Raw genomic sequence first — 12912 nt, forward strand, 5'->3', positions numbered from 1 at the left:
ATACATGCAAGTAAGAAAATTTTTGTTGGTAGTCAGTTTTCTTATTGGCTGCATGCCTCTGCTGAAGGCACAGAAGATCACCACCCAGCAATACATCGCCACTTATAAGAGCATTGCTATGGAGGAAATGCGCCGTACCGGCGTGCCCGCAGCCATCAAACTCGCACAGGGTATTGTGGAAACGCAGTCCGGCAACGGGACCCTCTGCCTGCAATCCAATAACCACTTTGGTATCAAATGTAAGAACACCTGGACCGGCAAAACCATCCGCTATGATGACGACGCCGCACAGGAATGTTTCCGCGTATACGATAACGCCCGGGATTCTTACCGCGACCACTCCGATTTCCTGCGCAGCAATCCCCGCTATTCGTTCCTCTTCCAGTTTGACCAGGAAGATTATAAGTCCTGGGCTTTCGGACTGAAACAGGCCGGTTACGCTACGAACAAAACCTATCCGCAACAGCTGATCAAGATCATTGAAGATTATAACCTCCAGCAATATTCGCTGATCGTCATGGGCAAAGCGGCCCCTGAACAGGAATCTTACGAAGAGAAACCGCCTGTTTATGCCGGTAACAACAGCCGTCCGGATAACCGCACACCTGCCACCCGGCCCCAGCAGGGAGGCAATAAGCCCGCCGCCGGCAACTACCCCAAAGGAGTATTTGAAATCAACGGCCGCCGCGTGGTATTTGTGAAAGCCGGTACTTCCCTGATACAGCTGGCCAGCAAACACAATATCCGCTTGAGCAAGCTGGTTCGCTTCAATGACCTCGACAATGACAATCCTCCCCGGAAAGACATGTTTATCTTCCTGCAGAAGAAAGCCAAAAGCGGCAATAAAGAATATCACAGCGTAGGCAACGGCGAAACCATGCACGACATCGCACAGGCAGAAGGGATCCGCCTGAGATGGTTGCGCCGCCGCAATAAAATGCATGAAGGTGAAGAACCTGCTGCCGGTCAGCGCCTCTCCCTCGAAGGTTTTGCCGCCCGCACTCCTGCGCTGTCGAAAAACACCCGTATCCTGAAAGAAGAAGACCAGGAACCTCCGGAAGATTTTTCAAAGCTCGGGGAAGAAGTGGCCAAAAATACCGGTGGCGCCGCTCCCGCGCCTGAAACTGCGCCCGCCCGCCCGCAACAGGGAGGCGTTCCTGTAGATATGGTAGAAGACCTGAAAAAAGTAGGGGAAGTGGGTACCAATGGCACCGCTAAAACGACCACACCGGCTCCGGCTCCGCAGCCACCGGTATACAGGCCCGCCCCGCCCCCGGTCCCGGCTACGCCGGCCCCGGTATATAAACCCGCCCCGGCAGCTGCCGGTACAGGCGCCAGATACCACGACGTACAGCCCAAAGAAACCCTGTACGGTATCTCTAAAATGTACAATAAGTCCGTAACCCAGTTACAGGAATGGAATAATTTGCAGGGGTTCGATATCAAAATCGGGCAGCGCCTGTTGGTGAATAAATAAGCAGTGATCCTTTTCTGCTTATCATTGTTAAATATGGAAATGAAGTAGTATTATGTCGGTTATTCAGGTGCATGACAAGCAATTCCAGCCCTATATCGGTGCAACAGAGCTGCAGCAGCGCATTCAGCAGATGGCTGCAGACATGAGCAGGGACCTTAAAGACGAGCGCCCGCTGTTTATCGCGATCCTTAACGGTTCTTTTATGTTTGCCGGTGATGTGTTCAAATATCTCAACATTCCGGCTGAGATATCCTTTATTAAACTGGCCTCCTACAAAGGGACCAAATCTACCGGTAACGTGGTGCAGGCCATCGGTCTCGATGAAGACCTCTTCGGCCGTACGGTGGTGATCCTCGAGGATATTGTGGATACCGGTAAAACACTGAGCCAGTTCCTGCCGCAACTGGAACATCAGCAACCTAAAAAACTGCTGGTGGCTTCCCTGCTGACCAAGCCGGAAGCGATGGTACATCCTATTAAAATCGACTATCTGGGCTTTTCTGTACCGAATAAATTCCTGCTGGGTTATGGCCTCGATTACGATGGTCTGGGCCGCAATCTGCCGGAAATCTACCAGCTGGTGGAAGAAGCGTAGGGTTTCTCGCAAAAACGCAAAGGCCCGCAAAGAAAACAAAGATTTTATTATAAGCGAGCTAAGAAAACAAAGGAGCGGAGATCAAATTTGTTCTCCGCTCCTTTGTTTTCTTATTTTAACTTAAAAAAAATCTTTGCGCTCTTTGCTCCTCTGCGTGCTTTGCGAGACGGCTTTGCGTGAAAATGCTTACCTTAACATATGCGAAAATTCCTATTACTCCTGTTGTTATGGGCTGGCAGCGTACATGCACAAACAATCTGGGTGTCGGGAGCAGTAGAAGACAGTATTACCCATCGTCCTGTGGCCGGCGTTAGCGTCAGCGTTGCGGAAGATACGACCAGGGTGCTGACCAACGCCTTCGGGCTTTTCAGAATTGGGATTCCCTCCGCTGTCGCTCAACTGCTGTTTACCCGGGAAGGTTATCGCCCGTTACAGCTGAAGGTGAAAGCCGCTGACCGGCTGCTGATAACATTGTCGCCTATACGTAAAGGCCCTGATGCCATTGCCCTGGCAAAAGCCAGTGCCCGCACACGGCAGAACAGCAACCCCAACTACGGCAACGTAGGCATGGGAGTGCATGCTTTTTACAACGAAACATACGGGACCACTTATGAAAACAAGTTTGCCCGCACGCAGGTGCAGCCCGTGTCCGTATTTGCAGTAGATGTGGACAGGGCCGCCTATAGCAATATCCGGCGTTTCCTGCGGCTGAAAGAACCGGTGCCGGTAGATGCCGTCCGGATTGAAGAGATGGTGAACTACTTCCATTACAATTATCCGCTGCCACCGGAAGGCCAGACCATGGCGATATACAGCCACTATACCACCTGCCCCTGGGAGCCGGCGCATCAGCTGCTGCAGATAGCGCTGCGGGCAAAAGCCTTGCAAACAGACAGCCTGCCGCCCAGCAACCTTGTCTTCCTGGTCGATGTTTCCGGTTCCATGGGCGTGCCCAACAAGCTGCCCCTGATGCAGGCGGCTTTCCGTATCCTGGTCAACAACCTGCGGCCGGTAGACAAGGTGGCCATCGTGGCCTATGCCGGTACGCCCGGTATCAAGCTGCCCGCTACGGCCGGAGACCAGAAAGAGAAAATCCTGAATGCCATCGATGACCTGGTGGCCGGCGGTGCCACTGCCGGCGAGGCGGCCATTAAAATGGCCTATCAGATCGCCGTGGAGCAGTTTATCCCGGACGGTAACAACCGCGTGATCCTGGCTACGGACGGGGACTTCAACGTAGGGCTTACCAGCGACGCCGAAATGGAGGAGCTGATCATGGAAAAAAAAGAAAGCGGGGTATTGCTGACGTGCCTGGGTTTCGGAATGAAAAATTATAAAGACTCCAAGCTGCAGTCCCTGTCCAGCAAGGGTAATGGCAACTTCGCCTATATCGACGACCTGGAAGAGGCCAGTAAGATCTTTGCGCGCGAATTCGGCAGTACGCTTTTCACCGTGGCGCGCGATGTGCAGACAACGGTAACGTTTAACCCCGCTATTGTAAAATCGTATAGGCTTATTGGTTATGAGAACAAAGTGTATGAAGCAGATACGGCTGCTCCGGCTAAACACGGCGGCGGCATAGTAGGGAGCGGGCATTGTGCGGTGGCCATGTATGAGATCGTGCCGCGTGACAACGTACCTGCGGGCGACAGCCTGCTGGCCAATGTCAGCATCGCTTACCGTCATCCGCAGGACACTGCCCTGTGTACGCTGGAAGCCGGGGTGAAAGCTGATGCCACAGCTTTCGAGAAGGCGCCGGACGATTGCCGGTTTGCCGCTGCTGTGGCCTTATTGGGCATGATACTCCGTAACTCCGCTTACCGTGGCTGCGGTGATGCCGATATGGTCACAGACATCGCCCGAAGGGCCCTCGGTAAAGACAAAGAAGGGTATCGGCAGGAGTTCCTGAAGATGGTGAAGCAGGTCCGTAAGATGAAACGCTAGGGCTTATTTGGTAAGCCGGTAGCATTTACGCACCATTTTCTGCTGAAAGTCGAAAGGGAGCGTTTGATTGGTGATATCCCTGATACTGCCCGCATTGATCTTGTCTTCCTCCAGTATAAAACGCCGGTAGTTATTGCTGAAATACACCACGCCGTCTTTTTTGGTGGCCAGCAGCACTTTATTAAGCAGTTCAGCATGGTCCCTTTGAATGTCGAGGAAATCCTTCATCCGCTTGCTGTTGGAGAAGGTAGGCGGGTCCATGATCACCAGGTCGAAGGTATTGAGTTTAAGGGTATCGAGATATTGCAGCACGTCGGCGTGCACAAAAGTATGTTTGCTGGTGTCGAAGCCGTTGAGCCGCATATTATCTTCGGCCCAGGCAAGGTAAGTCCTGGAGAGGTCCACAGATGTTATTTCCGCGGCGCCGCCGGCGGCAGCGTACACGGAGAACGAGCCGGTATAGCAGAAGAGGTTCAGCACTTTTTTGTCTTTCGCTTCATTGCGTACCATGCTGCGGGTGATGCGGTGGTCGAGGAAAAGGCCGGTGTCGAGATAATCGGACAGGTTGATCTTGAACTTCAGGCCGCCTTCGTGCACGGTCATTTCATGGCTTTCGCCGCTGAGTTTTTCGTATTGGCTCTGGCGGTTTTCTTTCCGTTGCCGTTGTTTCACCCAGATATTGGCCGGCGGAACGTTCAGCACTTTACTGATCAGTTCAAGGCAGGTGTCGAGCCAGGCTTCGTGGTCGGCTTCTTCCATCCCGTGACGGCGTTGATATTCGGCAATGTACACATGATCTTCATACATCTCGATGCTGAAGGGGAACTCCGGAATATCATCATCATACACCCGGTAGCAGGTGATGTTTTGCCGTTTTGCCAGTTTGGAAATATGCCGGAATACTTTGGTGAGCCGGTTCTCGAACATCTGCAGTTTGGAATCCATATCATAATATTTTCGGATTTTCGAATTTTTTGATTTGGATATTTAAAATGCAGCGAAGACCATAGCGAGTTTTTATAATCATTCGCTATGATCTTCGCTGCATTTTAAATATCTGAATTCGAAAATCAAAAAATCGAAAATCAACTAAAAATGTCTCTGACTTTTTCGAAAAATCCTTTCTCCGATTTTTCCGGATTAGGTTTGAAATTGTCGGAGGTCTGAAGTTTGTCGAGCATCGCTTTTTCTTCCGCGCTGACGTGTTGTGGTGTCCAAACATTTACATGTATCAGCTGGTCACCTTTTTCATAGGAGTTCACGGAGGGGAAACCTTTGCCTTTGAGGCGGAAGATTTTACCGCTTTGTGTTCCTGCGGGTATTTTGATTTTCGCTTTACCGTCGATGGTAGGTACTTCCACCTGGGTGCCGTATACGGCATCGGGGAAGGAGATATGGAGGTCGTAGGCTACGTTGAGGCCATCGCGCTGCAGTTCAGGGTGTGGTTCCTCTTCGATGAGAATGAGCAGGTCGCCGGGTGCGCCGCCTCTTTCGCCGGCATTGCCTTTACCGCTCATGCTCAGCTGCATGCCTTCCTGTACGCCTGCCGGGATGTCGATGCTCACCATTTCTTCACCGTACATGCGGCCTTCGCCTTTACAGTGGCCGCATTTGCTGGTGATGATCTGGCCTTCGCCGTGGCAGGTGGGGCAGGTGGTAACGGTCTGCATCTGGCCGAGGAAGGTCTGGGTAACTTTTCTTACCTGGCCGGAGCCGCCGCAGGTGTTACAGGACTGGAACGCGTTTTTGTCTTTCGCGCCCAGGCCGCCACAGTGCTGACAGGGAACGTATTTCTTTACTTTGATTTTTTTGTTGGCGCCTTTGGCGATTTCTTCGTAGGTCAGACGGATTTTCACACGCAGGTTGGAGCCGCGGGTGCCCCGGCCACGACGGCCGCCGCCGCCACCACGGCCACCGCCTCCGAAGAAGCTGCCGAAAATATCGTCGTTACCGAAAATGTCACCGAAATTGGAGAAGATGTCTTCCATGTTCATGCCACCACCTCCAAAACCGCCGCTGCGGCCGCCGTTCATGCCAGCATGCCCGAAGCGGTCATATTGCGCGCGTTTGTCGGCATCGCTTAAAACCTCGTAGGCTTCGGCTGCTTCTTTGAACTTTTCTTCCGCCTCCTTATTGTTGGGATTGCGGTCAGGGTGAAACTGCATGGCCACCTTCCGGTAAGCTTTCTTGATTTCATCCTGGGAGGCGGACTTGGAAACACCCAGTATTTCGTAATAATCTCTCTTGGTAGACATTATAAAAATCACTTATAACCGGTGCAGGGCACCGGTTTTTTTCAGTAAAAAATATTGTTTTACATCAAGCATAGGCGATCGTTGCGGTACATGCCACATCGTCACGTCACTTATTTACCCACTATCACCTTGGCATGACGGATCAGTTTGTCATTCAGGTAATAGCCTTCCTGTAATACATCCACCACTTTACCCTGAAGGTCTGGCGTAGGCGCCGGAATCTCGGTAATGGCATCGTGCAGGTCCGGATCAAAGGTGGTGTGCAGGCTTTCCATAGGTTTCAGCCCTTTGGCCTGCATAGTGGTTTTCAGCTTGTTGAATACCAGGTTTACCCCGTCTTTGAGAGAAGTGATATCGTTGGCAGTGCTCAGCTGTTTGGCAGCCCGCTCTGAATCATCCAGTACGTCCAGCAAAGATATGATAACTTCTTTACCTGCGGTTTGCAGCAGCTCCAGTCTTTCCTTGGCGGTGCGTTTACGGAAGTTATCAAACTCAGCCTGCAGACGGAGGTATTTATCCCGCATTTCGTTCAGTTGCTGGTCCTTTTTGATCAGTTCCTCTTCCGGTTCTACCTCTAATGCATTAGTCATATGAGATGTTTCACTGATATTTTCTTCAGCATTGAAATCAGGCATGCCTTTTTCGTTTTCTCCAGCATTGTTTGCCTGTCCGTTTGTCTGCATGTCTTGGTCTTTTTCTGTCATAATTGTAATGATTATCTGCAATTGTGCTTAGTCAATTATTTTGCCAACCGCTGTTTGGCCGCCAAAAAGACAGAATCAATTACGAATTACGAATTACGAATTCAGGGCTGTTTTACACTAACTATTTATATTAGAATATTAAAATATGAATGGTTGGCTACCCCAATTCGTAATTCGTAATTCGTAATTCGTAATTGTTTAGCGTAGTTTTGCCGTTCGAAATAATGTCAATGACCAAAGTTTTTTTAAAGAAACAGATACAAAACAGGGTATTACTGGGCCACCCCTGGATCTTCGGCAACGAAGTGGGCGAAATCAAGGGGGACGTGGTTCCGGGTGATATCGTGGATGTACATACCCATCAGGGCTCTTTTCTCGGCAGAGGCTATATCAACCCCCAGTCGCAGATACTGGTGCGCCTGCTGACCCGCGACAAAAGCGAGGAAATAAACCCCGAATTCTTCTACCGCCGCCTGCTCAAATGCTGGGAATACCGGCAGAAACTGGGCTATGTGGAAAACTGCCGCCTCGTCTTCGGCGAAGCGGACGACCTGCCCGCATTGGTGATCGATAAGTTCAACGACTATTTTGTGCTGCAAACTCTGGCGTTGGGCATGGAAAAGTGGAAACCTGCCATCGTGGACGCCCTCAACCGTATCTTCTCCCCGAAAGGGATCTATGAACGGAATGATGTGCCGGTAAGGGAACTGGAAGGGATGGAACAACAGAAAGGCTTCCTCAGCACTCCTTTCGATACCAATGTAATCATCAACGAAAACGGACTGAAGTTCCATGTGGATATCGTGAACGGACAGAAAACCGGTTATTTCCTCGATCAGCAGGATAACCGCCGCGAAATCCGCCAGATAGTGAAAGACGCCAATGTACTGGAAGCTTTCTGTTACACCGGCACTTTCTCCTGCCATGCCGGCTATTATGGCGCTAAAAGCGTGCTGGGACTGGATATCTCTGAACATGCCGTGGAAACTGCGCGCCGCAACGCTGCGCTCAACAACCTCCAGGATATTTGCAAGTTCCAGGCGGTCAACGCATTCGACCAGTTAAAACAATACACCCGGGAAGAACGCAAATTTGATGTGGTCATCCTCGATCCGCCGGCGTTCACCAAAAGCCGCGAAAATATCCGCAAAGCAGTAACAGGGTATAAGGAAATTAACCTCAGGGGCATGAAACTGCTTAATCAGGGCGGTTTCCTGGTGACGGCTTCCTGCACCAACCTCGTATCCCCGGAACTGTTCCTGGAAACCATCGATGCGGCAGCAAAGGACGCCAAAAAACGTCTCCGTCAGGTTACCTTTCAGACACAGGCAAAGGACCACCCCATCTTGAGGAATATAGAGAATACAACGTACCTGAAATTTTTGATCGTAGAGATCGCGTAAGGATAAGTAGTGTAGCTTTCGGTATAGGCTTTCTTAGGATAATGTAATTGTGCGCTCGAGGGAAAGTCAATAGCTGAAAGCTATTTTACTACGTTAAATTTTCCGGATTCCACCAGGTTGCCCCGCTGGTCGCGTAATTGAAAGATATAAAGACCATTGTAGTAGTTGTCCAGGTGGACAGTGGTACGGCTGCTGATGCCTTTTATCTGATCAATTTTCTTTCCGAGAAAATTGTACACAATAAGATCGTATATACGGTCGTTATTATGCTGTTGAATTTCAAAGTTGATAAAATTGGTGGCAGGGTTGGGATAGAGTTTCACAATTTGCCTACCCCCCTCCGGATTGTTCGGCAGGGACCCGCTTTGCGCTTTACCCACAAGGGATAAGAGGCTGAAGAAAGTAAAAAAAATGAGGGTAGAGGTTTTCCACATAATATTATAAAAATAAAGTTTTATTCAAATATTTCCCAATTTTTGTTTGTTAATAACGGCGCCCATAGCTCCATGTCTCACTCCTAAATATAACAAACTATACGCCATTTTGTTGGTTTTTTTACATTTTTACATAAAATTTAACGATTTTTATTTGGTGAAATAAGTCATTGTTTATCAATGATTTAGAATCTTGGACAATTTAAACGCTCCAGGGTACTGTTCCGGCTGTTAAGAAAACCCTTGAAAACCAATGACACTTCGAAGCCGCCAAAGCTCTGGCTGGCAGTCCTCAACTGCGAAATATTGGCGTCATAGCTCATGGCCACCTCAAATTTTTCCATATCTATTTTCACCGTCGGGATCACCGCATCATTCCAGCGTAGAAACAATCCGCCATAAATGGCACGGGTAGATTCCAGCCCCTCGTTCATCAGCCCGTAACCAATCAGCGCCCCGCCGATGTACTCTGAATACCCGCCCTGGTGCAGCTGGTTGTAATGCGCAATCAGCTTTACACGCTCCTCGAGCGGAATAGTGATACCTGCATTGAAAGACAGTTTAGGCGCCAGTTCAATGTTTTTATCGTTATAGAAGGAAATCTTGGCCCGGTTGAAATGGTACAGCGCTGCGCCGATAAAATAAGCCACATCTTCCCCGATTACGCTATTATAGCTTAGGCCCACGCCGGCATCAAGATAACTATATCCTTTCAGGGCCAGTTTGCCCTCTTCCCCGGTAGGGGCAGCCGGATCGAAACGGCCGCCGGTATACTGGTTGTTAAATGTCATGTTGGAGGGGTCGAACTGCCGTTGCACCAAACCGCCCATGACACCGAGGGACAAAAAACTTGTCTTGTCTTCGTTGAGCGACTTGTGATAGTTGACCGCCGGGAAGATCTGGGTGGACTGTAGTTTGGAGGTGCCGGCCCGGTCATAGGTGAGCTGCAGCCCGGTTGTCACATAGTCGTTGCCGTTACCGACGGGAAACTTGATTTCGCCGCTGACAGTTCCGGTTTGATAAGGTATGGTCACACTGTTCCACTGGTTTCGGTATACCGCCTGAAAGCGCACATCTCCATTGAAAATGCCGATCAGCGCGGGATTGCGCAGTATCGGCGTTTCATAAAACTGTGACAGGTGTATGTCCTGCGCTTTGAGCTGTAACCCACAGCTGAAGCAGATGACTGTCAATAAGACTTTGTATACCGTTTTCATATAAACCACTTAATTATCTGAGTAATGTTACGTTGCCTTTCAGGCGGAAAAATTCATTGGCGTCGCAATATGCTTCCACGAAATAGATGTAAACGTCTGCTCCCTGCGGCTGCCCGTTGAACGTACCGTTCCAGCCGGCGCTGATATCTTCTACCTGTATGTTTTCCCGGTGGAACACTTCCTGTCCGAGGCGGTTGAAGATACGGAACGATTTCACCAGGCTGATGCCTTTACCGCGCAGGTAAAAGAGATCGTTCACCCCGTCGCCGTTGGGACTGAAAGTATTGGGAATAAATATCAGATCGGTGTTGCAGACGAGGTCGATCCGCATGACGTCACTTTTCGTACACCCGTACTGGTTAGTTCCTGTAATTGCGTACGAAATGGATTTTCTGACGGCGGCATTGGTAAAAGGTGATGCAGCATTATCGAGGTAATCGGCGGGCGACCATTGCCATTTCACGATGTCGGCGCTGCCGTTGGCCATCAGGCGTACCACATCTCCGGCCATCACGGTCTGGTCGTTGCCGGCGCTGACGCTCGGGACCTGTTTCACAGACACTTTTACCGGCAGGGGGGCGCTCATGGGGCACAGCGGATCGTTGGTGCCTGTTACCTGGTAGGTGATGTCTTCGATCGGTGTAGTGACCGGGTTGGCGATGGTGTTGTTGGTGAGCCCCGTCACCGGCGTCCAGTTGTAGATAGCGGCGCCGCTGGCTTTAAGCTGCACGGAAGAACCATAGCAGGCAAAGGTGTCTTTGCTGACGGTGAGGTTTACTTTAGGCACTACGGCAATATCCACGGAGTCTTTGGTCGTGCAGCCGTGTACGTTAGCTGCCTCCACAAGGTAACGGGTGTTTGTCACCGGCGACGCTACGGGGTCCGGGCAATATACGCAGCTAAGGCTGCCGCCGTTGAGCCACTGCACGGTGGCATCTGATACGGCATGCAGGGCAACGGTATTGCCTTCGCATATTTTAGGCTGGGTGGCAGACGCCCTTACGAAAGGTGTCGGATGGACATTGACCTCTTTCGTTACGGAGTCCTGACAGTTGCGGGCGTCGGTGACCACCAGTTTCACCGGGTATCCGCCGGAAGCGGAATAGCTGGTAGCAGGCGGTGTTTGCGCGGAAGACACCTTGCCGTTGCCAAAGTCCCACTGCCAGCCTGCAATCGGGATGTTGGGCGAAGGCATGGAGGCGTTGGTGAAGGACACCGGTTGTCCTGCGCAGGTGGCCGTAGCGGTGCTGAAATCCGCCTGGGGCGCCAGGATATTGATATTGTCCGTTTTGGTAACGATATCGTCGCAATAGGCCGCGTCTTTATAGCGGATGGTCAGCTGGTCGGTGAAGATACCGGCAGTGGCCCATGTTTTCACGAAGTGCTGATCGGTGGTGGTGTAGGAGGAGCCGTCGCCAAATTGCCAGGTGTAGTCTGCCACCAGGTTTACCGGTACGTTCAGCACCTCATAGGTGGCTTTGCTGCCGCGGCAGATGGAGCTTACGCCTGCGGAGAAGTCGGCTTTGAAATAGTATACGGTCTGGAAGCTGCTGTGGTTGCAGCTGCTGCCGTTGTCGCTGATCGTGAGCCGCACGGTGTACCTGTCAGGTGTTGTATATGTGTGCGTGGCATGCTGGCTGCCGACCACCGGTGTATTATCGCCAAAGTCCCACTGGTAGGTGGTAGTGGGCGTTGTGCCGCTGGAGGTATTGGTGAAGATGAATTTGCTTTTGTCATTGCAGTCACGCGCTATGGTAAACTGCGACACCGGCCCGGTAATGTTCACCGTTACCGGAGCGGCCGGGGTGTAACACCCGTTGCTGCCGGCTTTCATATGGATGGTGATGCTGCCGTTGGCCACAAAGTTATGCCGTATGTCGTTGGCGTATACTTCTTCTTTGGTGCCGTCGCCGAAGTCCCAGCTGTAGCTGTCAGCGTACCTGGCATTGGCGAGCAGGCGTACCGGCTCGCCTACACAGGCGCTGCCGGGGGTAGCCGTGAAACTCACATCTGACGGCGGATTACCGGTGCGCACCTGTTTATCGAACGTTTTGCTGATCTCGCATCCGCCATTGGTGCGGACGGTCACCGTCACCGGGTAGGTGCCTGTTTGCGTATAGGCGTGTGTGGTAGTGCCGGTAGCGGTGCTGGCTGTGGCGCCATCGCCAAAGTTCCATTTCCATTCTGCCACCGGATCGTTGAGATCATTGGTGGAAGTGGCGTTGAGGGCGGCGGTATAGGGCACGCAACCGCTGACCGGCGCATCCATGGATATTTCCGGATGGGAGATAGTGATGTAGGCAGCTTTCTTCAGCATGGACTGGCAGCCGTTGCTGTTGGTAACCGTCAGGGTCACATCATATTGGCCGGCTTTCGTATAGGCGTGGGAAACGAATGCGTTGCCGGTGGTGACCGGGGCAGTGCCATCGCCGAAATCCCAGGTACGGGCCGTGGCATTGGGCGTGGCATCGGTGAAGTTAGCGGTGTAAAGCTTACAGCTACTGGTCACATCGGCGCTGAATGCCACCTGCGGGGTGGCGCCTACTTCGAATGTGCGGTAGTAGGTGCTGGTGCCGTTAGCAAAAGTGGCTACCAGCGTCACCTTTTTGGGACCGGGCGCCGTGTAGGTGATCTGCGGGTTGACGTCGTGAGAGGTCCTGCCATCACCAAAGTCCCAGCTGTAGGCGGTGGGATTGCCGGTGCTGTTATTTTTAAATGTAAGTGTGACAGGGTTGCACATGGAGGCAGGTACCGCAGTGTAAGAGAAATCGGCCTGCTGGGCCCACAGAAGGTTGCCCGGCATAAGGAATATCAAAAGCAGCCATATGCTTAGGTATTTCACCTGGTGGTATTTCAGAGGATACGGATACATACCACAAATTA

General features: G+C 51.5%; 10 protein-coding genes. 4 read left to right on the forward strand and 6 right to left on the reverse strand.

Annotated features, from left to right (window positions below; translation table 11 throughout):
* Positions 1-4 precede the first annotated feature (4 nt).
* The 3 genes from HF324_RS05755 to HF324_RS05765 all read left to right on the forward strand — a co-directional run bounded on the left by HF324_RS05755 (position 5) and on the right by HF324_RS05765 (position 4016).
* A complete protein-coding gene (locus HF324_RS05755) occupies positions 5-1477 on the forward strand; it encodes a glucosaminidase domain-containing protein (protein WP_168810344.1) in 1473 nt (490 codons plus the stop codon).
* A 52-nt stretch (positions 1478-1529) separates the two neighbouring features.
* Positions 1530-2072 (forward strand): hypoxanthine phosphoribosyltransferase, encoded by a 543-nt coding sequence (gene hpt / locus HF324_RS05760; RefSeq protein WP_168810346.1) that lies wholly within the window; start codon positions 1530-1532, stop codon positions 2070-2072.
* 198 nt (positions 2073-2270) lie between these two features.
* Positions 2271-4016, forward strand: a complete 1746-nt coding sequence (locus tag HF324_RS05765; RefSeq protein ID WP_168862090.1) for a YfbK domain-containing protein — start codon at positions 2271-2273, stop codon at positions 4014-4016.
* 3 nt (positions 4017-4019) lie between these two features.
* Here the strand turns inward: HF324_RS05765 and HF324_RS05770 are convergent, their stop codons facing one another.
* The 3 genes from HF324_RS05770 to HF324_RS05780 form a co-directional block, all read right to left on the reverse strand.
* On the reverse strand, positions 4020-4961 hold the full coding sequence (locus tag HF324_RS05770; protein ID WP_246269430.1) for a class I SAM-dependent methyltransferase: 942 nt from the start codon (positions 4959-4961) through the stop codon (positions 4020-4022).
* Positions 4962-5101: 140 nt separating this feature from the next.
* A complete protein-coding gene (gene dnaJ, locus HF324_RS05775) occupies positions 5102-6271 on the reverse strand; it encodes a molecular chaperone DnaJ (RefSeq protein ID WP_168810350.1) in 1170 nt (389 codons plus the stop codon).
* A 110-nt stretch (positions 6272-6381) separates the two neighbouring features.
* Positions 6382-6975: a nucleotide exchange factor GrpE gene (locus tag HF324_RS05780; RefSeq protein WP_246269432.1), complete on the reverse strand. Its 594-nt coding sequence runs from the start codon at positions 6973-6975 to the stop codon at positions 6382-6384.
* Positions 6976-7205: 230 nt separating this feature from the next.
* Between HF324_RS05780 and HF324_RS05785 the strand changes: the two genes are divergently transcribed.
* On the forward strand, positions 7206-8378 hold the full coding sequence (locus HF324_RS05785; RefSeq protein ID WP_168810352.1) for a class I SAM-dependent rRNA methyltransferase: 1173 nt from the start codon (positions 7206-7208) through the stop codon (positions 8376-8378).
* Positions 8379-8458: 80 nt separating this feature from the next.
* Here HF324_RS05785 and HF324_RS05790 read toward each other — a convergent pair whose 3' ends face one another.
* From HF324_RS05790 to HF324_RS05800, 3 genes are all read right to left on the reverse strand, one after another.
* Positions 8459-8701 (reverse strand): T9SS type A sorting domain-containing protein, encoded by a 243-nt coding sequence (locus tag HF324_RS05790; RefSeq protein ID WP_168810354.1) that lies wholly within the window; start codon positions 8699-8701, stop codon positions 8459-8461.
* 296 nt (positions 8702-8997) lie between these two features.
* Complete coding sequence (locus tag HF324_RS05795) at positions 8998-10029, reverse strand: PorP/SprF family type IX secretion system membrane protein (protein ID WP_168810356.1); 1032 nt, start codon at positions 10027-10029, stop codon at positions 8998-9000.
* Positions 10030-10042: 13 nt separating this feature from the next.
* Positions 10043-12901 (reverse strand): PKD domain-containing protein, encoded by a 2859-nt coding sequence (locus tag HF324_RS05800; protein ID WP_168862091.1) that lies wholly within the window; start codon positions 12899-12901, stop codon positions 10043-10045.
* Between the last annotated feature and the right edge of the window lie 11 nt (positions 12902-12912).

The organism is Chitinophaga oryzae (assembly GCF_012516375.2).
GTDB lineage: Bacteria > Bacteroidota > Bacteroidia > Chitinophagales > Chitinophagaceae > Chitinophaga > Chitinophaga oryzae.

Excerpts from the sequence above, each read along its gene's own strand:
- HF324_RS05755 (WP_168810344.1), top strand. The coding sequence starts at position 5 with ATGCAAGTAAGAAAATTTTTGTTGGTAGTCAGTTTTCTTATTGGCTGC.
- hpt (WP_168810346.1), top strand. The coding sequence starts at position 1,530 with ATGTCGGTTATTCAGGTGCATGACAAGCAATTCCAGCCCTATATCGGT.
- HF324_RS05765 (WP_168862090.1), top strand. The coding sequence starts at position 2,271 with ATGCGAAAATTCCTATTACTCCTGTTGTTATGGGCTGGCAGCGTACAT.
- HF324_RS05770 (WP_246269430.1), bottom strand. The coding sequence starts at position 4,961 with ATGGATTCCAAACTGCAGATGTTCGAGAACCGGCTCACCAAAGTATTC.
- dnaJ (WP_168810350.1), bottom strand. The coding sequence starts at position 6,271 with ATGTCTACCAAGAGAGATTATTACGAAATACTGGGTGTTTCCAAGTCC.
- HF324_RS05780 (WP_246269432.1), bottom strand. The coding sequence starts at position 6,975 with ATGACAGAAAAAGACCAAGACATGCAGACAAACGGACAGGCAAACAAT.
- HF324_RS05785 (WP_168810352.1), top strand. The coding sequence starts at position 7,206 with ATGACCAAAGTTTTTTTAAAGAAACAGATACAAAACAGGGTATTACTG.
- HF324_RS05795 (WP_168810356.1), bottom strand. The coding sequence starts at position 10,029 with ATGAAAACGGTATACAAAGTCTTATTGACAGTCATCTGCTTCAGCTGT.
- HF324_RS05800 (WP_168862091.1), bottom strand. The coding sequence starts at position 12,901 with ATGTATCCGTATCCTCTGAAATACCACCAGGTGAAATACCTAAGCATA.